At 38.8% G+C, this 20,606-nt stretch carries 23 protein-coding genes and 1 pseudogene; 7 read left to right on the forward strand and 17 right to left on the reverse strand.

Annotation, left to right across the window (positions count from 1 at the left end):
- Positions 1 to 744: 744 nt before the first annotated feature.
- From mutY to Q0191_RS07460, 5 genes are read right to left on the reverse strand one after another with little or no spacing between them, the layout of a single operon-like run.
- Positions 745 to 1,908, reverse strand: coding sequence for an A/G-specific adenine glycosylase (gene mutY, locus Q0191_RS07440; RefSeq protein ID WP_297665235.1), 1,164 nt, complete (start codon positions 1,906 to 1,908; stop codon positions 745 to 747).
- A 56-nt stretch (positions 1,909 to 1,964) separates the two neighbouring features.
- Positions 1,965 to 2,939 carry a phosphate acetyltransferase gene (pta, locus tag Q0191_RS07445; RefSeq protein WP_297665237.1) on the reverse strand — a complete coding sequence of 325 codons (975 nt, stop codon included), beginning with the start codon at positions 2,937 to 2,939 and terminating at the stop codon, positions 1,965 to 1,967.
- A gap of 19 nt (positions 2,940 to 2,958) precedes the next feature.
- Positions 2,959 to 3,852, reverse strand: a complete 894-nt coding sequence (locus tag Q0191_RS07450) for an RluA family pseudouridine synthase (protein ID WP_297665239.1) — start codon at positions 3,850 to 3,852, stop codon at positions 2,959 to 2,961.
- On the reverse strand, positions 3,849 to 4,667 hold the full coding sequence (locus Q0191_RS07455; RefSeq protein WP_297665240.1) for an NAD kinase: 819 nt from the start codon (positions 4,665 to 4,667) through the stop codon (positions 3,849 to 3,851). The genes Q0191_RS07450 and Q0191_RS07455 overlap by 4 nt, the downstream gene beginning before the upstream one ends.
- Positions 4,651 to 5,322, reverse strand: a complete 672-nt coding sequence (locus tag Q0191_RS07460) for a GTP pyrophosphokinase family protein (RefSeq protein WP_125372903.1) — start codon at positions 5,320 to 5,322, stop codon at positions 4,651 to 4,653. The genes Q0191_RS07455 and Q0191_RS07460 overlap by 17 nt, the downstream gene beginning before the upstream one ends.
- A gap of 95 nt (positions 5,323 to 5,417) precedes the next feature.
- Between Q0191_RS07460 and Q0191_RS07465 the strand changes: the two genes are divergently transcribed.
- The 6 genes from Q0191_RS07465 (at position 5,418) to Q0191_RS07490 (ending at position 9,985) form a co-directional block, all read left to right on the forward strand.
- Entirely contained in the window at positions 5,418 to 5,978 is a 561-nt protein-coding gene (locus tag Q0191_RS07465; RefSeq protein WP_297665242.1) for a CYTH domain-containing protein, read from the forward strand.
- A 78-nt stretch (positions 5,979 to 6,056) separates the two neighbouring features.
- Positions 6,057 to 7,013: a ribose-phosphate diphosphokinase gene (locus tag Q0191_RS07470; RefSeq protein WP_111694614.1), complete on the forward strand. Its 957-nt coding sequence runs from the start codon at positions 6,057 to 6,059 to the stop codon at positions 7,011 to 7,013.
- Between the two features lie 12 nt (positions 7,014 to 7,025).
- Complete coding sequence (locus Q0191_RS07475) at positions 7,026 to 8,138, forward strand: cysteine desulfurase family protein (protein WP_297665245.1); 1,113 nt, start codon at positions 7,026 to 7,028, stop codon at positions 8,136 to 8,138.
- A gap of 1 nt (position 8,139) precedes the next feature.
- On the forward strand, positions 8,140 to 8,487 hold the full coding sequence (locus Q0191_RS07480) for a DUF1831 domain-containing protein (protein WP_005590386.1): 348 nt from the start codon (positions 8,140 to 8,142) through the stop codon (positions 8,485 to 8,487).
- A gap of 133 nt (positions 8,488 to 8,620) precedes the next feature.
- On the forward strand, positions 8,621 to 9,268 hold the full coding sequence (locus tag Q0191_RS07485; RefSeq protein ID WP_005590387.1) for a redox-sensing transcriptional repressor Rex: 648 nt from the start codon (positions 8,621 to 8,623) through the stop codon (positions 9,266 to 9,268).
- 24 nt (positions 9,269 to 9,292) lie between these two features.
- Complete coding sequence (locus Q0191_RS07490; protein WP_297665248.1) at positions 9,293 to 9,985, forward strand: gamma-glutamyl-gamma-aminobutyrate hydrolase family protein; 693 nt, start codon at positions 9,293 to 9,295, stop codon at positions 9,983 to 9,985.
- Here the strand turns inward: Q0191_RS07490 and radC are convergent.
- The 12 genes from radC to gyrA form a co-directional block, all read right to left on the reverse strand.
- On the reverse strand, positions 9,982 to 10,665 hold the full coding sequence (gene radC / locus Q0191_RS07495) for a DNA repair protein RadC (protein ID WP_045497468.1): 684 nt from the start codon (positions 10,663 to 10,665) through the stop codon (positions 9,982 to 9,984). The two genes, Q0191_RS07490 and radC, sit on opposite strands and share 4 nt — an antisense overlap.
- Before the next feature lie 132 nt (positions 10,666 to 10,797).
- Entirely contained in the window at positions 10,798 to 11,112 is a 315-nt protein-coding gene (locus tag Q0191_RS07500; RefSeq protein ID WP_297665253.1) for a hypothetical protein, read from the reverse strand.
- Positions 11,113 to 11,129: 17 nt separating this feature from the next.
- A complete protein-coding gene (locus Q0191_RS07505; RefSeq protein ID WP_297665255.1) occupies positions 11,130 to 11,543 on the reverse strand; it encodes a hypothetical protein in 414 nt (137 codons plus the stop codon).
- A complete protein-coding gene (locus Q0191_RS07510; RefSeq protein ID WP_297665257.1) occupies positions 11,525 to 12,925 on the reverse strand; it encodes a lipase in 1,401 nt (466 codons plus the stop codon). The genes Q0191_RS07505 and Q0191_RS07510 overlap by 19 nt, the downstream gene beginning before the upstream one ends.
- Entirely contained in the window at positions 12,922 to 13,350 is a 429-nt protein-coding gene (locus Q0191_RS07515) for a ubiquitin carboxyl-hydrolase (protein ID WP_125371923.1), read from the reverse strand. The genes Q0191_RS07510 and Q0191_RS07515 overlap by 4 nt, the downstream gene beginning before the upstream one ends.
- A 316-nt stretch (positions 13,351 to 13,666) precedes the next feature.
- Positions 13,667 to 14,083: a ubiquitin carboxyl-hydrolase gene (locus tag Q0191_RS07520; protein ID WP_125371921.1), complete on the reverse strand. Its 417-nt coding sequence runs from the start codon at positions 14,081 to 14,083 to the stop codon at positions 13,667 to 13,669.
- A gap of 237 nt (positions 14,084 to 14,320) precedes the next feature.
- Entirely contained in the window at positions 14,321 to 14,749 is a 429-nt protein-coding gene (locus Q0191_RS07525) for a ubiquitin carboxyl-hydrolase (RefSeq protein ID WP_297665260.1), read from the reverse strand.
- A 286-nt stretch (positions 14,750 to 15,035) separates the two neighbouring features.
- Entirely contained in the window at positions 15,036 to 15,452 is a 417-nt protein-coding gene (locus Q0191_RS07530) for a ubiquitin carboxyl-hydrolase (RefSeq protein ID WP_297665261.1), read from the reverse strand.
- A gap of 85 nt (positions 15,453 to 15,537) precedes the next feature.
- Positions 15,538 to 15,954 carry a ubiquitin carboxyl-hydrolase gene (locus Q0191_RS07535; RefSeq protein ID WP_297665263.1) on the reverse strand — a complete coding sequence of 139 codons (417 nt, stop codon included), beginning with the start codon at positions 15,952 to 15,954 and terminating at the stop codon, positions 15,538 to 15,540.
- A 158-nt stretch (positions 15,955 to 16,112) separates the two neighbouring features.
- Entirely contained in the window at positions 16,113 to 16,535 is a 423-nt protein-coding gene (locus tag Q0191_RS07540; RefSeq protein WP_297665265.1) for a ubiquitin carboxyl-hydrolase, read from the reverse strand.
- Positions 16,536 to 16,705: 170 nt separating this feature from the next.
- The gene (locus tag Q0191_RS07545; protein WP_061422789.1) at positions 16,706 to 17,452 is read right to left on the reverse strand and encodes a class A sortase; all 747 of its coding nucleotides are present in this window, start codon (positions 17,450 to 17,452) and stop codon (positions 16,706 to 16,708) included.
- A gap of 7 nt (positions 17,453 to 17,459) precedes the next feature.
- Positions 17,460 to 19,910: a DNA gyrase subunit A gene (gyrA, locus tag Q0191_RS07550; RefSeq protein ID WP_297665269.1), complete on the reverse strand. Its 2,451-nt coding sequence runs from the start codon at positions 19,908 to 19,910 to the stop codon at positions 17,460 to 17,462.
- A 206-nt stretch (positions 19,911 to 20,116) separates the two neighbouring features.
- Between gyrA and Q0191_RS07555 the strand changes: the two are divergent.
- Positions 20,117 to 20,606 (forward strand): annotated as a pseudogene (locus tag Q0191_RS07555) (L-lactate dehydrogenase); the annotation flags it as partial.

Genomic DNA, 20,606 nt, shown 5'->3' on the forward strand with positions numbered 1-20,606 from the left:
ACCAGAAAACTAGTTTTGTTCGCTTTTTATATTTGAGGTCGGACTTTTGTCCCAGATTCTTTATTTTTCTTTTAAAGTATATATCGGAAAGCCGTGTTCTACTATTTTATCATCTAGTTTAAAGTAATTTTTAAACCAATGTTTATATTTTTTAAATAAAGCTTCAATACAGATATACAGGATGATTATTAAAAAGATAAATAGAAAAGCATGCCAATCTTGAAATTTCGAGGAACTCTCAATGAACATATCCCAGTATGCACATGAGAAGAGCAAAAAAACTACTAAAATTAAATTCACATATAAAATATAGCTCACAAAGAAAAGAAATTGATGTTTCTTTGATCTTTTACTGTAATAGACTTTATAGTTTTCGGTATGTCTTTCGAAGACAGGCAAGTGAAAGGAATAGCGTCCGCTCCCGAACTTAGCTAACTCAGGTAAGGCATGATAGCCACACCAATGGAAGCATTTATAGATGAACTCGCGAGTCAAAAAATAAATATTTAAACCTATAAAAATTAGAATAATGATGAAGTCAGTTCTCGCAGTTGGGGAAAATATCCACTGAAAATAAAGAAGGCAATGTAAGAAATTCAAAGCTCCTAATATAAAATAAATGACACCAGCAAGTCTGCTACGACGTCCAATAAAAGTTTTATCTGGAGGACTAGGGGTATGGGACATATTTCAATGATTTCCTATTCTTCGTAAATTTAATCAAGTTCAACAGACTATTTAACTTTAGTTTCCATCTTTTACGTTCCCAAAAGCCTCCCACATCTTCTGCTGGGGTTTGGCAAAGGGGTAATTACCAAATTCTCCTGGATGAAGCCACAAGACCTCTCCATCAGCTGCGTGCTGGCTATCCTTAACCCGACCGTAAGCTAACTGGATATGCCACTTGCGATGACTGAAAACATGCTGCACCTTCGGAAAGGACTGTTGCTGCCAATCGACAATCAAATCATAATCCTGCTCAAAGCTTTCTTGAGGAGACAAGTCCAGACTGGGCTGATTTTCAGCCACTTCAAATAGAGAGATCTGATTTTCAGTTTGAAATTCCTCGACTTCAATCAAGGGAAAATGCCAAAAACCTGATAACAGGCCAGCAGCCTCATTCTTTTCAAGCAAGAATTGTCCCTGCTCATTTTCGATAATTAAGCCTTGCAGATAGACTGGAACTGGCTTCTTTTTAGGTGCTTTAATCGGATATTTATCCATAGTTCTGTGCAAATAGGCTGCGCTGAACTCCTTTACAGGACTGTCTTCTGGATGGGGATTAACAGGAGCTTCAATATCCGATCCCAAATCCATCAACGCCTGATTGAAATCTCCAGGTCTGTCTGGATCAATCAAAATCTCCATCATAGCCTGAAAGACCTTGCGATTGCTTGGTTGGCCAATATCTAAATCCACTTCGAATAATCGACTCAGCACCCGCATAACATTGCCGTCTACCGCAGGCTCAGCTAGTCCAAAGGCAATACTAGCAATAGCACCAGCCGTATAAGGACCAATCCCTTTGAGACTAGCAATTCCCTCATAGCTATCAGGAAATTTTCCTGCGAAATCCGTCATTATCTGCTGGGCTGCTTTTTGCATATTTCGCACCCGCGAATAATAGCCCAAACCTTCCCAAGCCTTGAGCAATCTATCCTCTGGCGCCTGAGCTAAATCAGCTACAGTCGGAAACCAGTCAAGAAAACGCTCATAGTAAGGAATCACCGTATCCACACGTGTTTGCTGCAACATAATCTCAGAAACCCAGATATGATAAGGATTATTGGACCTACGCCAAGGCAAATCACGTTTATGTTCATCATACCAAGTCAATAATTTCTTGCGAAAAGAGGCAATTTTCTCCTCTTCCCACATTTCAATTCCAAATTTTTTAAAATCTAACATTTCTCTCATACTTAAACAGACTAAAAAAGATGAATCACTCATCTTTTTTAGTTATTTTATTGGTCAACACATTGTGCAGCTGTAATCAGTGTTAAGTTATAAACGTCATCTGAATTACATCCGCGAGAAAGGTCGTTTACTGGCTTATTCAATCCTTGAAGAACTGGACCGACTGCTGAGAATCCACCTAAACGCTCTGCCATTTTATAACCGATATTTCCTGCTTCAATGCTTGGGAAGACAAAGACAGTCGCTTTACCTGCAACCTTGCTGCCTGGAGCTTTCAAGGCTGCTGTGCTTGGTACAAAGGCAGCATCAAATTGCAATTCTCCGTCAACTTCTAGGTCTGGGCGCAATTCATGAACCAACTTAGTCGCGTGAACTACTTTATCAACGCTTTCTCCAAAACCAGATCCTTTAGTTGAATAGCTAAGCATGGCAATCTTCGGATCAATACCAAACATTTTGGCTGTCACAGCTGAGTTAATCGCGATTTCTGCCAAAGCTTCTGAGTCAGGATTGATGTTAATGGCACAGTCACTGAAAAGATAACGTTCTGAACCACGCACCATGAGGAAGGCACCTGAAGTTCTTGTTACATTTGGACGCGTTTTAATGATTTGCAAGGCTGGACGCACTGTAGCAGCTGTAGAGTGGATAGAGCCAGAAACCATACCATCTACGATACCGAGGTAGACCAGCATAACTCCAAAATAGTTAACGTCTGTTCTTAAAAGCTCGAGAGCTTCTTCTTCACTGATTTTGCCCTTACGACGTTCCACAAGAGCAGCTACCATTTCTTCCATTCTGTCATGGTTTTTAGGATCTATGACTTCATATCCGTCCATAATGTTTTCGATTTCCAGGTAAATACGGATTTTATCTGGATTTCCCAAAAGAACTGGTGTAACTTCTGATTCTTTTACTATGCGTTTCACCGCTTGAAGAATACGCGGTTCTTGCCCTTCTGGCAATACAATACGAACATTTTTTCCAACAACTGTGTCTCTTAGACTTTCAAAAACTTCCATGAGTTTCTCCTTTAAAATTTTAATTATTTTTTATTAACGATGTAATAGTATTTTGGAAATCAATCGGCAACTGGGATTCCAATTGAAGCTGCTTTTCCAAAAATGGATTATAAAAAGATAGGGAGTGGCAATGCAAGGCCTGACGTGTAATTCCCGCTTCCAAAGTCCCGCCATAGAGATCATCTCCAAGGAGCGGAAAGCCAAGATGGGCAAAGTGCACACGAATCTGATGGGTTCGTCCAGTGTGCAAGCGAATATCTACCAAATAGATATCGCCAAACTGCTCTACAACCTTGTAGCTGGTATGAGCATATTTGCCATCCTTTGTCACACATCTGGTGATGATGCTATCAGGGTCGCGCCCAATTGGCGCAATAATGTCCCCCTCTGGTTTAAGCTCACCGCGCCCCTGAACGAGTGCGTAATAGCGCTTCTCAATCATTTTTTTCTGCAGTTGCTTATCCAGTCTTGCATGGGCATAACCATGTTTTGCAAAGAGCATGAGACCACTGGTATCACGATCCAATCTCGTCACAATGTGAACCTGCTGATTTTCATAATCTTGCCGAATATAGTAAGCCTTAACAAAGTTTGCCATCGTATTCGAATGATTGACACTGGGGATACTGGCCACCCCTGCAGGCTTGTCTAAAACCAGAAAATGCGCATCTTCATACACGATTGACAAATCTCGATCCACGGCTTCTAGGCTTTCAAATCCCTTCTCAGAGGGAATATCTACCGTTACCTTATCGCCAATATCCAGTAAATAAATAGCGTTTTGAGGCTGATCATTGACAAGAATATTGCCGCCTGCAAACTTCACCTTGGCCAAAAGCCCTTTCGAAATCTCATGCTTTTTCAAAAATGTTTTGACTTTGACATGCTCATCTGCAATAAACTCAAATCTCATTCTTGACACTCCCCGATAAAGGAGTCTCTCACGCGATTCCAAAAGCTGGTATGGCTGGGCGAAGCCACAAAGTTAATCTTATGATTATCGATTTGGTACTCAATACGGACAATATTTTTATAAGAAAATGTTTGATTATCGACCGCTATAGTATAGTAATCATTGCGTGTCGGCAGCAGCTCAATCTTATCTTTTTTAGGAACAATAACTGAGGAACCTAAAGTACGATACACACGATTGTTGAGACTAGCAATTTCCGTTACTTGCAAGGCTTCAATCGTTGGGTGTAGGACTGCTCCACCTAAAGATTTATTGTAGGCCGTGCTACCAGTCGGCGTTGAGACAGAAATCCCATCACCTCTAAATCGCTCAAAGTGAACATTATTGATGACCACATCAACAACCATGGTTCTGTCGGAGCGTTTAATGGTTGCTTCATTGAGTGCGCGAATCGTCCGAGTTTCACCATTTTCAAAGGTCAACTTGACATTCAAAATCGGATAAGAGACCTTGGCACCTGTGTCCAATTTCAGATTTTCCACTAATTTATCGATTTCAAAGTCTCGATAGTCCGTATAAAATCCTAAATGTCCCGTATGAACACCGACAAAGCGAACCTTATCCAGCTGATCTTCATACTTGTGGAAGGCTGATAGCAGCATCCCGTCACCACCAACAGAAATCACGATATCTGGATTTTTGGGTGTCAGGATAAAGCCTGCTTTCCGCAATTTTTGCATCAGAGCTTGAAATACTTCCTCACTCTGCCTTTTGCGATTGCGGATAATCGCAATTTTTTTACCTGTATTCTTCATCTGTATCGTCACTATTTCCAACACCGTCATTTAGCTTGCGGTGCAGAGGATCAAAAAGTGCTTGTGCTTCTTGGATGGCATCACGAATGGCTCCCATCTCTTCGTCTAGCTGGTAGGCCAGATTGGCCGTTATCTCCAAGCGTTTCTTGATCTCCTCTGGAAATTCTCCTTTATACTTATAGTTTAAAGAGTGCTCAATCGTTGCCCAAAAGTTCATGGACAAGGTACGAATCTGAATCTCTGCTAAGATAACTTTATTGCCATTAATCGTATCTACTGGATATTCAACGATGGCATGGTAGCTACGATAACCACTGGCTTTTTTGTTTTTGATGTAATCACGCTCCTGGACGATACGCATATCGGTCCGATTTCGCAAAACTTCTAAAACTTCATCCACATCGTCTACAAATTGAACCATAACACGCAAACCAGCAATATCCTGCATCTCTTGGGCTAAGTTTTCCTCAGTTATCCCGCGAAGTTCCATTTTTTCCTTGATGCTTTCAATATGTTTTACGCGACCGGTTACAAACTCGATCGGTGAATGGCGTTGCTGTTTGCGATACTGTTTGCGAATGCCACGAAGCTTGATTTTCAACTCACCAACCGCCTGAATATATGGATCCAGAAAATCTTCCCAATCTATTGTCATATACATACCTTGTCATCTATTCGTTTTTTGTATAAAATAAACACAGTTGTTATTATAACATAAAATCGCTTTCAGATAAAGAAAAGGATTTAAAAATGAACCATTTAGAAATAGAATACAAAACAATGTTAACAGAAGACGAACATAAACGACTTCTGACCTTCTTTGATCATGTCCAGCCAATTTTCCAAGTCAACTATTATATCGATTCGGCGGACTTTGCTCTTCGTGATGCTCGTATGGCCTTGCGAGTCCGAACTACTCCTGAGGATGCTGAGTTTACTCTGAAAATTCCTCAACCACTTGGAAATTTCGAGTACAACCAACTCTTATCCAAAGATGAAACCAAGGAAATTCTGGAACATTTGCAATTTCCTCAGGGACAAATCCTCGAAAAACTTCAAGAAAAAGGAATCCCCGTCAACAAACTGACGATCCTCGGAACCCTTGAAAATATTCGTTACGAAAAACAAGATGAACTCGGTCTTTTTGCCTTGGACGAAAGCCGTTACTTTGGTAAAAAAGATTTCGAATTAGAATTAGAAATTAATAATATCGAAGAAGGGGAAGAGAAATTCAAAGACTTTTTAAGAGAAAATCAAATCCAATACAAACCTGGTAAAAGTAAGATCGCTAGATTTGCCGAAAACTTATAAAAATGCTGAAATAATCTCATTTTTTTGGTAAAATAATATTTATAAATCTAAAGAGACAAAAAGAGGATGGTCATTCTAATGTCAGACAAAAAAAATATGAAGCTTTTCTCCCTCAATTCTAATCACTCAATCGCTGAGAAGATTGCTGAAGCTGCTGGTCTACCGTTAGGCAAGCTCTCTTCCCGTCAATTTTCTGATGGCGAGATTCAGATTAACATTGAGGAGAGTGTCCGTGGCTACGATATTTACATCATTCAATCCACCAGCTTTCCGGTCAATAATCACTTGATGGAGTTATTGATTATGGTCGATGCTTGTAAACGAGCAAGTGCCAATACCGTGACCGTTGTCATGCCCTATTTTGGTTATGCCCGCCAAGATCGGACGGCTGCTCCTCGCGAGCCAATCACTGCAAAACTCGTTGCCAATATGCTGGTTGGAGCTGGCGTAGACAGAGTTATTTCACTTGACCTTCACGCCGTCCAAGTACAAGGCTTCTTTGATATCCCAGTCGATAACCTCTTCACAATTCCGTTGTTTGCTGAACATTATTGCAACATGGGCTTAACTGGTGAGGATGTCGTCGTTGTCAGTCCGAAAAATTCTGGCGTCAAGCGCGCTCGTAGTTTGGCAGAATATCTCGATGCTCCAATCGCCATCATCGACTACGGTGAAGATGAAGCAGGACGCTCTGAAGGCTATATCATCGGTGATGTTGAAGGCAGAAAAGCGATTTTGATTGACGATATCTTAAATACTGGACGTACTTTCTCAGAAGCTGCTAAAATCGTCGAACGCGAAGGAGCTGTCGAAATCTATGCCGTATCTAGTCATGGCTTATTTGCAGATAAGGCTGCAGAATTGCTAGACAATGTCCCTATCCGAGAAATCTTGGTGACTGACTCTGTTGATACGAAAGAAAAAACTCCGAAGAATGTTCACTACATCACAGCTAGCGAGTTGATTGGCGATGCTATCGTGCGTATCCAAGAAAGAAGACCAGTCAGCCCACTATTTGCTTTTCAAAAGAAATAAGAGATAAGATTCGTGATTTATTTAGATAATGCTGCTACGACTGCCTTGTCGCCTGCCGCAATTGAGTCCATGACTCAGGCAATGACAATCTTCGGAAATCCATCCAGTACCCACAGCCACGGTCGAGAAGCCAATAAGCTGCTCAGGCAGGCTCGCGAAGATATTGCCAAGGTTCTACACACACAGAGTAAAAATGTTCTCTTCACCTCAGGAGGAACTGAAAGCAATAACACTGCCATTAAGGGCTATGCCCTGCGGCATCAAGATCAAGGCAAACATATTATTACTACTGCCATTGAACACCATGCGGTTTTAGAACCTGTTGAATACTTGGTGGAGCACTTTGGCTTTGAATCCACTATTATTCAGCCAGTGGATGGACAAATCCGAACTGAAGATATCAAGAATGCCCTCAGACCGGATACTATCCTCGTCTCAGTCATGGCTGTTAATAATGAAACAGGCTACATTTTGCCGATTCAAGAAATTGGTGAATTGCTAAAAGATCATCCTGCTGCTTTTCATGTCGATGCAGTCCAAGCTGTCGGCAAGCTCCCTATCTATCCTGAAGAATGGGGAATCAATTTCTTGAGTGCCTCAGCTCATAAATTCCACGGTCCAAAAGGGGTGGGATTTCTCTATGCTGACCAGATGGATTTTGATAATTTCATGCATGGCGGTGATCAAGAAAACAAGCATCGAGCGGGTACAGAAAACCTCGTTTCCATTGTCGGGATGGCAACTGCTCTTTCTGAAAATTTTGCCTACTTAGAGGAAAATCTTGAGCATGCCCAGCAGTTAAAAGATACTTTACTGGACAACCTAACGGATATAGACTACTACCTAAACGAAAGTCAGCCTAGCCTGCCTTATGTTGTCAATATTGGATTTCCAAACCAAAAGAATGATCTTATCTTGCTTCAAATGGACCTTAATGGCTTTTCAATCTCGACTGGCTCTGCTTGTACAGCTGGTGCTGTTCAGCCCAGCCATGTCCTTCAAGCCTTATATGGCCCAAACTCTGAGCGCCTAAAAGAATCCATTCGCATCAGTGTATCAGACCAAACTAGCATCCAAGAAATCAAACTATTCAGCCAAAAACTAAAAGAAATACTAGGAGGATAAGATGGCTTTTCAAACATCTGTTAGCTTAGCAAACTGCGACTTCACCTACTCACTCCATCCAAATGTTAAGAAATTTACCTTACGGGACAATACATTTGCTGAAACAAAGGTTGGTAATTACGAGCTTTCTCGCTTACTTGAAGCTGTTCCTAATAGTGGCGATGGATTCTTGCTTAAGATTATCGTCAATAAAGATCTAAGCGGAGTTAAAATCAATATTACGGACAAGTCTGGTTTAAGATTAGTTAATATCTTCAAATCAGAAAAACACCATATTATTCAGCAAAAATTCTATTTCTTGATGGATAGTTTAGTTGAAAGAGATATTTTTGAAAAAACACCCCAATAAGCGAAATTCTAAGAATTTTGCTTATTTCTATTATTTTATCTATCTTTATTAGTATAATAATATTTTGTTCATCAAATTAGTTGATTTTTTCACAAGCTTTCTATAGAATAGAAGATAGAAAGGTCGTGATTTTGTGAAAACTGAAAAAAGCAATTCTATTCCACGTGCTACTGCTAAGCGGCTCTCCCTCTACTACCGAATTTTCAAGCGATTTAATGCAGAAAATATTGAAAAGGCCAATTCAAAACAAATCGCAGAGGCGATTGGAATCGACTCTGCGACTGTTCGGCGTGACTTTTCTTACTTCGGTGAGTTAGGTCGTAGAGGTTTTGGCTACGATGTCAAGAAACTAATGAATTTCTTTGCCAATCTTCTCAATGACAACTCGATTACCAATGTCATGATTGTTGGTGTCGGAAATATGGGCCGTGCTCTTTTACACTACCGCTTTCATGAACGGAATAAAATGAAGATTGTAATGGCCTTTGATACAGATGATTATTCTGATGTCGGGACCACCACAAATGATGGAATTCCTATTTATGGAATTTCTCAAATTAAAGAAAAGGTCCAAGAAGGAAACGTAAAGACTGCTATTCTGACAGTGCCGAGCGTTAAGGCACAAGAAGTCGCATCCGTCTTGGTTGATGCTGGTATCAAGGGAATTCTTTGCTTCTCCCCAGTGCACCTATCTGTCCCCAAAGATGTGGTTGTACAATATGTGGACCTAACCAGCGAACTCCAAACCTTACTCTATTTCATGAGAAAAGATGATGAGTAAGGTAAGAAAGGAAACAGACACTTTATGAAAAAAACGATTATCGGTATAACAGGAAACCAAAGGGATATTCCCAACGATCAATTTATTCATATCAGTTATACCTCAACTGGCTTTATCGAGGGAGTCAATAAAGTTGGAGGAATCCCAATTATCTTGCCAATTGGTGATGAAACCTTAGCTCACACCTATATTACTATGATTGATAAACTGATCCTTACCGGTGGACAAAATGTCCATCCTCATTTCTACGGCGAGGAACAGACTATCGAAAGCGATGATTACCTGCTTCAAAGGGATCTATTTGAACTAGCTCTCATCCGAGAAGCACGGAAGCAAAACAAACCTATTTTTGGTGTCTGTCGCGGTACTCAGCTTTACAATGTTGCTATGGGTGGCACACTTCACCAAGACATCGAGAATCACTGGCAAGATAGCACTGCTCAATACACTACACAGACTATGGTCACTAAAAACGGCTCCATCCTCCATGAATTATACGGACCTACTTGTCAAATCAACTCATTCCATCACCAAAGTATCAAGGATCTAGCGAAAAATCTAGAAGTCATAGCCTACGATCCTCGGGATAAGGTCATTGAGGCTGTTACCTCAACTGATGGAAGTCCATTTCTTGGTGTGCAGTGGCATCCAGAATTTCTATTTCCCACAAGAACAGGTGATTTAGCCTTGTTTGATTATGTGGTCCACAAACTTTAGATCAAATCCGTTTTTTCACGATAACTATAATAATCATTTTTTGAAACAATTAAATGATCTAAAAGAACCAACCCCATTAGTTCACAAGCTTCTTTCATATGTTTGGTGACCTCGTCGTCATTCTTACTTGGTAAAGTCACTCCAGAAGGATGATTGTGCACTAGTATAATAGATGTCGCCAAGTGTTTGAGCGCATAATGCAAAATCTCGCGCGGCTCAGCAATACTCCTAGTTACCGTTCCTACAAAGATTGTCTGCTGATGGATGATCTGGTTTTGACTATTGAGATAAATAGCAACCAAACATTCCTGCTTTTTATCTCCCAATTCGACCTGCATTTTGCGAGCTAGTTTTTGACTTCCAAGAATTTGCTCCCTCTCCAGCACTTCAGCTTTGTTGATACGACAGCCAAGCTCAATAATGGCTTGCAACTCAACAGCCTTCACAGGACCAATTCCTGAAATTGTCTGTAATTCTTGTAAAGTCAAATATTTCAGATCATTCAAACTAGAAATCGATGATAAAATCCTTTGAGAAACTTGAAAAACAGTTTCTTTTTTGCTGCCTGTTCGCAAAAATATAGATAGCAATTCCTGATTACTGAGTTTATCCGCTCCTTCTCTTATCAGCCGTTCACGCGGCATCATGCTTATATCATCCTGCAATGAAATACGATACATACCAACCTCCTTACTTATTAATTCGAGATTAAATAAAAAAAGAACCTAAATAAATGAACTACACCCCAAAGGTTAGACACAAAATCTATCGATTAGGCGAGTTCATTTATTTAGGCTATTTATTATTAATTGCTAAATCTTATCATATTTGTTGCTTGCTGTTGTAACAGCCTCTCTAACGGATGTAGACCATTGTCCCTTGATGGCACTATCTAAAGTATCATTAATCCCCTTGATAGCCAACTTTCCTTCCTTTGCAACTTTACTAATCGCTTCCTTAGATTTGGTCTTAATACCATCACTTTTACTAAGAATATGTGGAGCATAAACATTTGTTATCAAAGATTTTTCAATCTGTTTTTGAATAGCAAGCAGACGCGTTCCTAAATCATCGAAATTTCCTATAGTAAATACACCTGTAATATCCTCAGTCAATGTTGTTGCCATTTTAGCATCACTTCCTTTTACTCTCTAGTTTTATTATTGTCATCTGCGGCTATTCTCCTACGCAGATAAGCCTCCTCTAACTTATCATCTAGATATCGTCTTTCTCGTCGGAAATTATCACTCTCTTTTAAAGATTCTAATTCCAATATTTTTTGCGCCTCCGTCAAGGCATCTTCCGATAACATTTGGTAAGATTCCATCTCTCTATTAAGAATCCTATAAAAATCCTGATCCGCATCAGTAGATTTCAAATAATGTAACGTTTCTTCGTACTTTTCATCAAGAATATTTTGTATGGCACGACGCGCAGTTTGAAAATAATCATTTCTTTCCTCAAATTCTTGCAACTTTTCTCGATGCCGATCTTCCAATTCTTCTAGTTCTTTAGTTTTCTTTTCGACTTCACGTTGTGCTACTTCAAATTTCTCCATTGATTGAATTCCCCTGCTAAAGATATGTCTTCTTCGAGTTTTTTGTTTATATCAGCTGCAATTTTATCTTTTAATTTAGTCATTTCATCTAATATTTGACTCGCTTTGTTGAGCTTATTTTGTAGAGAGATTTCTACATTTCCGACAACACTATCATGCGTGACACCACCAGCTGCAAAAGCCGATCTAATCTCATCAGGACTGAGACTACTGATCATAAACGGAGACTTGGTCGTTTCAAATAAAGACTCAACTTCTTCTACTCCTCTTTGTTTCTCAATCTTAATCTGATCCAAAACTTGCTGAGCAGCATTAACAAGAGCATTTGCACCAATAGTAGCTTGCTCGCTGTCTAGAAAAATTCGTTCGTTGCTACTTAAGCCACCTCCGCTTTCTGTAAGTAAGCTTTTCATGCCATAATACCGCAACATTCTCGTTTTTGTTTCTAGGATGAGGGCATTCGCATTTCCTTTTGCTGTATTGGTCACAACATTGCCGTTTTCATCAATGAGTTGACCTTTATTATTAAATCTCCAAGTATTATAACTATGATATTTATCCCCCAGACTATAGATCTTATCTGCCTTTTCTTTCCAAGAAAGTTTATCATCCTGTAAAATTCGTAAAGATTCATCAACAAAACTAGCATCTGTCATGTTGACATAAATGGCAACGCCTGTTTTATTCCCCAAAATGTTCCCCAAAAACATATCATTTGGATTTCTAAAGTTCCGAAATTGCTCTGGATGCGCCTGCATATAGGCTATTTCTTCTTCCGAAACAATATTATGAATATCTGGACCATTAAAGCCAACATTATTCCATCCCATTTTTAAGGCAGTATAAAGTGCCATAGACTCTCCCAAAGAATGACCATTCGTTGTTATAATGGCATTGGGATTTTCTTTACGAACCTTTTTCTCTACTCGCTGGGCAAACTCTAATGCTGTTTTTGACTGAACATCTACAATGTTTTCGACAACTTCCTTTTTAACACTATCGTTAAAATGTCCTTCTAGAATGCCTTTGCCCATCCCTGAAATCGAGGGGAGACCTGTTATCATTTTATCCGTAAAACCCATACCTAGATTTTCAAGGTCATTGAGAACATCTTTTTTGTCTCCAAAATTGGTGCCAACATAAGAAACCACTACCTGACTGTAGTCTACGTTCCCTTGATCATCAACAGGAGCAACAGCCATAGCTTGCATACTATTATCCGTTGGTTCAGCAGAGTTCCCAATAGCATCAATGACTCGGAATTTTCGACCATTAACGTTAATCGTTTCTCCAACTGATAATTGCTTATCCGGATTATCTACTGGGTCAATATCGTAAACATATGTTGCAATTTTATTATAATCCGCATCCGTTATGTTCATTTCTTCTCTCCATAATGTATAACATTTATTTGGGTTTCCGATAATTTTGTATAACTAGTTGGAACTTCCTTACGTTTCAGTTCCTCTGAGCTATTATGATAGATCAAGCCATAATTCTGTATATCGTAACTATCTTTTAAGTCTGTTGAAACTTCTATTTTATCGTTTACCGAGAAATAAATGAATCTAGGTCTACCAAATCCGCCTTTTGAAATACTTTCAAACTCTATTTTATAAACATCTTCAAAATTATTGACCAAAAATAAAGCAAGAGCCTCTTCTTGTTTTCTAATTATCTTTTTCTCTTCTGCTGTCAATGTTACTTCCTCCTTCTGTTCTGTTTTTTTCTGCTGGCTACAGGCACCGAGTGTTCCCAAACCTAGAAATCCAATAAATACTATCAAAAGCAACTTAGATATTTTCATAAATACTCCTTTCCTTTATAAAACACAAGATCATCAACTATCCTAACACGATTATAATATATTATATCAAAAAGAATATAAACCAAGCAAGCGTTTACATTTTTTATCACTTTTATTATGGATGAAACTAAATTTTACATACTATTATAGTTTAACTCAATAGAGTAACCAATAGCATCAATGACTCGGAATTTCGACCGTTAACGTCAGATTCCTTTCCCACACTATATTGTTCTTCTGCTTTATATTCTTTCGGATCCAAACTATAGGCTTTTTTAGATAATATGTTGTAAGCTTTATCAGTCAATCGCGCCATTTAATAATCCTCGTAATAACTAACATCTACTCCGTCTAAACTAGTTAACTGTGTTGGAGGTTTCTTCTCTATCAAATGAAAGTCTTTTGGATCATATCCTATTGAATAATATCCATCTTTACTTTCTAACTCTGTTGGTAAAATATAACTACTATCATTGACCTTTATAGTGATTGTATCACCCGTCCCAAAACCACCTTTATGAAAATTTACAAATTCTATTTTTTTCACATCTTGATAATGATTTACCAGGTACAAAGCGATTTTCTCTTCTTCTTTACGAAGTTTCTTTTTTTCCTCTGTCGTCAATGTAACCATCTCCTTCTGTCCGTTTTTTTTCTGTTGACTACAGGCACTGAGAGTTCCCAACCCCAAAAATCCAATAAATACTATCAAAAGTAACTTAAGTATTTTCATATAATATTTCCTTATTTTATAGAACATACAATCTTCAACTATACTAACATAGGTATATTATAGCAAAATGATTATAGAACAAGCAGGCGTTTACATCTACAGAAGCATTAATGACTCGGTATTCAACTGTTGACATAAAAAATTTGACCTAATTTCTTTGCGAATCTTCATTGTTTTTAGGAGCTAATTTGTAAAACTTTTTTGCTATTTATTTGTAAACTTCATCAGTTACACTATTCATTTTCTTCCCTCATAATAAATCACTCTCTCTTTCAGCTCATCTATATTCGAAAATGAAGAAGGAGCCTCTTTTCTTACTAAAAATTTTGAACTTTGATGATAACCTAAAGAATAATGATTAATATCATATGTGTCCTGCAGACTAGAATCCACAAGGAGTTTATCGTTAATTTTCATATATGCTACATCAGAAGTTCCAAAACCACCCTTTACTATACTTATAAATTCTATTTTTTTAATATCTTCAAAATTATTGACCAAAAATAACGCAAGAGCCTCTTCTTGTTTTCTAATTATCTTTTTCTCTTCTGCTGTCAATGTTACTTCCTCCTTCTGTTCTGTTTTTTTCTGCTGGCTACAGGCGCCGAGTGTTCCCATCCATAGAAATCCAATAAATACTATCAAAAGCAACTTAGATATTTTCATAAATATTCCTTTCCTTTATAGAGTTCAAAATTCTCAACCATACTAATCTGGCTATAATGTAGCCAAAAAATCATAAATAAAGCGAGTATTTATATAATTTGCAAAACTTTTCAAGATAGATCGAACTAAATCTTACATACTATCATAGAATGACTCGGGATTTCGATAGTTTATATCAGTTGGATCTCCAATTTGTATCTACTGTTCACTTTTATATTATTCTGGATAAAATTTATACACATTACGTGCTAATTCTTTATAATCTTTTTCAGTAATTTTCGACATATTATGTACCTAAATTATATATTACTTCAATTCCTTCAAGTGTCTCAAAATCAGTCAGTTTTTCCTTTTTCATTAAAGTCTTCTCACCTTTTTTATAGGCTAAACTATAACCATTATCATAATTGTCATCTAAAAACGAACTAATACTAATATTATCATTCACTTTTAGAAAAACACTTCTAGACTGGGCAAATTCTTTTCTAGAGACATCTGTGAACTCAATTTTATTAATCCCTTCATAGTTATTCACTAAAAACAAAGCTAGATTTTTTTCTTGTTTTTGAACTTCTTTTTTCTCTTCTGCTGTCAATGTAACTTTCTCTTTCTGTCCTATTTTTTTCTGCTGACTACAGGCACTGAGTGTTCCTATCCCTAGAAACCCAATAAATACTATCAAAAGTAACTTAGATATTTTCATAAATACTCCTTCCTTTATGCAGCGTCATCAATAACTTGAAATTGACGATTTCATAACTCAATTATATTATCTTTCTATAATCAATTTACTTTTCCTCATAATATATCACTTCAATCCCATCAAGACTGGTTAATTCTGTAGAATTTTTCTTTTTTATTAAATGAAAATCACTCGGATCATAATCAACAGAATATCTTTCACTATCATCGTTAAATATAATTGGTTTTATATAACTATCATCATTGACAATAACACTTATTGAATCTGCTAGCCCTAATCCTCCCCTGTGAAATTTATCAAACTTAATCTTTTTCACATCCTCGTAATGATTCACCAAATACAAAGCTATTTTCTCTTCCTCTTTACGAAGTTCCTTTTTTTCTTCTTTTGTCATAGTAACTTTCTCTTTCTGTCCTGTTTTTTTCTGCTGACTACAGGCACTGAGTGTTCCTATCCCTACAAACCCAATAAATACTATCAAAAGTAACTTAGATATTTTCATAAATACTCCTTTTCTTTATAAATCTCAAAATCTTCAACTATACTACCTATAGCATATTTTAATAAAAACAATCATATATCAAGCAAATTTGTTCGTTCTTTGGTTCAAGTTGTAAGCCTCTTTTGCTAATTTATTATGATTTTTATCTGAAATGGAGATCACCTTTCTATCTCCTCATAATATTTAATCTCAATATTTTTTAGATTATCTAATTGAGTTGGCGGATTCTTTTCATTCAGATGAAAGTTCTCAGGATTATAGCTAATAATATACTCGCCACTTGGATCTCCTAAAGTAATTGGTTTTATATAATTATTTGAATTTATCTTAACAGATATAGAATCCCCCGTCCCAAAACCACCTTTATAAAAATTTACAAATTCTATTTTTTTCACATCTTCATAATGATTCACCAAATACAAAGCAATTTGCTCTTCTTCTTTATGAAGTCTCTTTTTATCTTCTGCTGTCATTATGAAATCAAACTTCTTTTCTGCTGTTTTGGACTGGCTACAGGCAGTGATACTTCCTAAACATATAAATGCTATAAAAAATATTAAAAGTGATTTATATATTTTCATGATAATTTCCTTTCTTGACTAAAAGAGTACCATACTAACATAAGTATAGCATAATCTAATAAAGAAGGCATATTCTTTGAAAGCGTTCTAGTATCTGTTCGTATATCATTTTAGTTTTATCAAACAAAAAACGAAGTAACAAAAGTTACTTCGTTTTACAATATTTCTTATTATAGCTGCATTTGATTATAAGATCGACTGAAAGCATCTAAAATATCTTTTGGTGCCTTGTCATAGTCAATCGTACTTTCCAGCGTTCCTTTAACAATGGTTCGACTGGTTGCTGCCGCATCTTCACATGTGACTAAAGTGATCTCAGCAACTCCCTCTGTGTCATTGATGACATCCACGCGCTCTGGTGCGACACTTTCTATACTAGAAATCGTATAAGTATAGATCTTATCCTTATCTGTGATATAGATTTTCATCCCTATTTTGGCGCGATCTAGCGGTGAAAAGAGCATGTCACTGGCTCCAGTAATTCCAAAGACGTGGTGGCTGGCTAAGGCATAGTTTCCTTGTCCCATTTGTTGATCTTCTTTCATAGTGCCAGCACCATAGTAAAGGCCAACATTATCCAAACCTTTGAAAATTGGCAGATTCATCGAAACTTCAGGAATTGAAATGCCACCGATAACTGGTAATTTTTGGGCCTGCCACTGAGCATTGATGACCGCTTCTGTCGAAAGAGATTGGACTTCGCTAAACTCAAAACTCGACTCGACTGCCTTATTTTGCTTGATTTCTTCCTTGGAAACCTTGCTAACCTGGTATTGATTTGTGTGCCAAACCATGATCATATTTCGGATAGAAGAATTGAAAATCAGCGCTAAGGCAACCAGAAATAAAAGGAAAACCGCACAGTTAATGATGAAATTTCTGAGCTTGAATTTCTTCTTAGATTTTTTCACATTCATCCTCCTCTTATTCTACTTCTTCCTCATCGTCTTTTTCATCAGGCGCAACCGTTGTAAAGGTAACAATCTGAGCATTTTGGTCCAGACGCATGACCTTCACTCCCAAGGTCGAACGACCGGTCTGAGAAATATTGGCCACACTGGTCCGAATGATGACGCCTGTATTAGTGATGATCATCAAATCTTCCTCGCCAGTAACGGTCATCAGACCAGCAAGAGGTCCATTTTTATCTGTGATATTGGCTGTTTTAATCCCTTTACCACCACGGCCCTTGGTTGGATACTCGCTAGCAAGAGTACGCTTACCATAGCCTTTTTCTGTGATGACAAGCACTTCGTCACCCTCAGTAATCACACCTGCTCCAACGACTTGGTCGCCGTCACGCAGATTGACCCCACGAACACCAGTCGCACTACGGCTCATGCTCCGAACAGCTGTCTCATTGAAACGGACTGAATAACCAAACTTAGTACCAATGATAACATCTGCAGCACCATCCGTCAGAAAGACATTGATAAGCTCGTCTTCATCTTTCAAATTCAAGGCCTTGAGACCGTTCTGACGGATATTAGCAAATTCTGTCACGCTGGTTCGTTTAACCACACCTAGACGGGTCGTAAAGAAGAGATAGGAATGATCGCTACTGTCTTGCTGGACATTAATAATGGTCTGAATGGTCTCTCCTTCATCCAGTTTCAAGAGATTGACCACTGGCAAGCCCTTAGCTGTACGGCCATACTCAGGGATTTCATATCCTTTGAGACGATAAACTCGGCCTTTGTTAGTAAAGAAGAGCAGTCTATCGTGGGTACTTGTTGAAACCAGCTCTTTGACGAAGTCATCATCTTTGACACCAGTTCCTTGAACGCCGCGGCCTCCGCGTTTCTGAGCAGTGAATTCAGCCTGATTCAGACGTTTGATATAGCCTTTATTAGACAGGGTAATCAAAACATCTGCTTCCTCAATCAAATCTTCATCTTCAATAGAAAGGACTTCTCCCACCATCAGCTCAGTTCGGCGGTCATCCGCAAATTTACGTTTGACCTCATCTAGCTCTTCCTTGATAATTGCGACAACGCGCTCTGGCTTAGCCAAAATATCAGCCAAGTCCGCAATCAAAGCAATCAGTTCGTCGTATTCTGACTGAATCTTATCACGTTCCAAACCAGTCAGACGGCGCAGACGCATATCAAGGATAGCCTGGCTCTGGCGCTCAGAAAGTTCAAACTTAGCCATCAATTCAGCTTGGGCTTCTGCGTCCGTCTCGCTATTACGGATAATGCGAATCACTTCATCAATGTGATCCAGCGCAATCAGCAAACCAGCCAAGATGTGCGCTCGAGCTTCCGCCTTTTCTTTATCGAAAGCCGTCCGTCGAGTCACTACTTCTTTTTGGTGCTCAATGTAGGCCAACAAAATCTCACGTAGAGATAGAATCTTCGGCACGCCATTTTGAATAGCCAGCATATTGAAGCTGAAATTGGTCTGCATCTGAGTCAGCTTGAAAAGATTATTTAGAATGACATGTGCAGAGGCATCTCGACGAACCTCGATGACAAAACGAACTCCTTCACGGTTGGACTCATCACGAACAGCTGTGATACCGTCAATGCGCTTTTCCTGCACCAAACGAACAATATGCTCATGGACCTTAGTCTTATTCACCATATAAGGAAACTCGGTTACGACAATTCGCTCACGGCCATTTTTCATCTCTTCAATTTCAGTGCGAGAACGAAGAACAATCGAACCCTTCCCCGTTTCATAAGCACGGTGAATACCAGACTTACCCATCACCAGTGCTCCTGTCGGGAAATCTGGTCCAGGCAGGACTTCCATGATATCCCGAGTCGTTGCTTCTGGATTGTCCATGACAAGCTTAACGGCATCAATAGACTCACCAAGATTATGAGGTGGGATATTAGTCGCCATCCCAACTGCAATCCCTGTCGCTCCATTTACGAGCAAGTTAGGGAAGCGAGCAGGAAGAACCATAGGCTCTCTCTCGCTGGCATCATAGTTGTCGATATAATCAACAGTGTTTTTGTTGATATCACGAAGCATTTCCAGAGCAATTTTGCTCATACGTGCTTCTGTATAACGCTGGGCAGCGGCCCCGTCTCCGTCCATCGAACCGAAGTTTCCATGGCCGTCTACCAGCATGTAGCGATAGCTCCACCATTGTGCCATCCGCACCATTGCTTCATAAATAGAGGAGTCACCATGCGGGTGGTATTTACCCATGACATCCCCTGTGATACGAGCTGATTTCTTGTGAGGCTTATCAGGCGTAACGCCTAGCTCATTCATGCCATAAAGAATCCGGCGATGAACCGGCTTAAGACCATCGCGAACATCTGGAAGAGCCCGAGCCACGATAACACTCATTGCATAATCGATGAAACTGGTCTTCATTTCGCTGGTCAAATTGACATTTACTAAGTTTCTATCTTGCATTAAAAAATGCCTCGTTTCAATATTAAATCACTATCTCATTATACCACATTTTAGCTATATTTTCAGTATTTAAAACCGAATATAAAAACGTTTACATAGCTTTTTAGGGGTCAAAATCCCACGGTGAGCCGTGACAAACTGTATCAAAAGTGGTAGAATGTAATTGTATGGGGAAAACCCCAAAAATAATAAGGAGATGTTTAGAAATGACTGCTACTAAACAACATAAAAAAGTCATCCTTGTTGGTGACGGTGCCGTAGGTTCATCTTACGCTTTCGCGCTTGTTAACCAAGGAATTGCACAAGAGCTTGGAATTATCGAAATTCCACAATTACACGAAAAAGCTGTTGGTGATGCGCTTGACCTTAGCCACGCCCTTGCCTTCACTTCACCTAAAAAGATCTACGCAGCTCAATACTCTGACTGTGCAGACGCTGACCTTGTTGTTATCACTGCGGGTGCACCTCAAAAACCAGGTGAAACTCGTCTTGACCTCGTGGGTAAAAACCTTGCCATCAACAAATCAATCGTAACACAAGTTGTTGAATCAGGTTTCGATGGTATCTTCCTTGTTGCTGCTAACCCAGTTGACGTTTTGACTTATTCAACTTGGAAATTCTCAGGCTTCCCTAAAGAACGCGTTATCGGTTCAGGTACTTCACTTGACTCAGCTCGTTTCCGTCAAGCACTTGCTG

The sequence above is a fragment of the uncultured Streptococcus sp. genome (genome assembly GCF_938036805.1).
GTDB lineage: Bacteria > Bacillota > Bacilli > Lactobacillales > Streptococcaceae > Streptococcus.

Coding starts and splice junctions, on each gene's coding strand:
- Q0191_RS07490 (WP_297665248.1), top strand. CDS start 9,293: ATGAAAAAAACGATTATCGGTATAACAGGAAACCAAAGGGATATTCCC.
- Q0191_RS07530 (WP_297665261.1), bottom strand. CDS start 15,452: ATGAAAATATCTAAGTTACTTTTGATAGTATTTATTGGGTTTCTAGGG.
- radC (WP_045497468.1), bottom strand. CDS start 10,665: ATGTATCGTATTTCATTGCAGGATGATATAAGCATGATGCCGCGTGAA.
- Q0191_RS07520 (WP_125371921.1), bottom strand. CDS start 14,083: ATGAAAATACTTAAGTTACTTTTGATAGTATTTATTGGATTTTTGGGG.
- Q0191_RS07465 (WP_297665242.1), top strand. CDS start 5,418: ATGAACCATTTAGAAATAGAATACAAAACAATGTTAACAGAAGACGAA.
- Q0191_RS07450 (WP_297665239.1), bottom strand. CDS start 3,852: ATGAGATTTGAGTTTATTGCAGATGAGCATGTCAAAGTCAAAACATTT.
- Q0191_RS07515 (WP_125371923.1), bottom strand. CDS start 13,350: ATGAAAATATCTAAGTTGCTTTTGATAGTATTTATTGGATTTCTAGGT.
- Q0191_RS07460 (WP_125372903.1), bottom strand. CDS start 5,322: ATGACAATAGATTGGGAAGATTTTCTGGATCCATATATTCAGGCGGTT.
- Q0191_RS07535 (WP_297665263.1), bottom strand. CDS start 15,954: ATGAAAATATCTAAGTTACTTTTGATAGTATTTATTGGGTTTGTAGGG.
- Q0191_RS07455 (WP_297665240.1), bottom strand. CDS start 4,667: ATGAAGAATACAGGTAAAAAAATTGCGATTATCCGCAATCGCAAAAGG.
- Q0191_RS07470 (WP_111694614.1), top strand. CDS start 6,057: ATGTCAGACAAAAAAAATATGAAGCTTTTCTCCCTCAATTCTAATCAC.
- Q0191_RS07540 (WP_297665265.1), bottom strand. CDS start 16,535: ATGAAAATATATAAATCACTTTTAATATTTTTTATAGCATTTATATGT.
- gyrA (WP_297665269.1), bottom strand. CDS start 19,910: ATGCAAGATAGAAACTTAGTAAATGTCAATTTGACCAGCGAAATGAAG.
- Q0191_RS07525 (WP_297665260.1), bottom strand. CDS start 14,749: ATGAAAATATCTAAGTTGCTTTTGATAGTATTTATTGGATTTCTATGG.
- Q0191_RS07545 (WP_061422789.1), bottom strand. CDS start 17,452: ATGAATGTGAAAAAATCTAAGAAGAAATTCAAGCTCAGAAATTTCATC.
- Q0191_RS07510 (WP_297665257.1), bottom strand. CDS start 12,925: ATGAACATAACGGATGCGGATTATAATAAAATTGCAACATATGTTTAC.
- Q0191_RS07480 (WP_005590386.1), top strand. CDS start 8,140: ATGGCTTTTCAAACATCTGTTAGCTTAGCAAACTGCGACTTCACCTAC.
- mutY (WP_297665235.1), bottom strand. CDS start 1,908: ATGTTAGATTTTAAAAAATTTGGAATTGAAATGTGGGAAGAGGAGAAA.
- Q0191_RS07505 (WP_297665255.1), bottom strand. CDS start 11,543: ATGGAGAAATTTGAAGTAGCACAACGTGAAGTCGAAAAGAAAACTAAA.
- pta (WP_297665237.1), bottom strand. CDS start 2,939: ATGGAAGTTTTTGAAAGTCTAAGAGACACAGTTGTTGGAAAAAATGTT.
- Q0191_RS07500 (WP_297665253.1), bottom strand. CDS start 11,112: ATGGCAACAACATTGACTGAGGATATTACAGGTGTATTTACTATAGGA.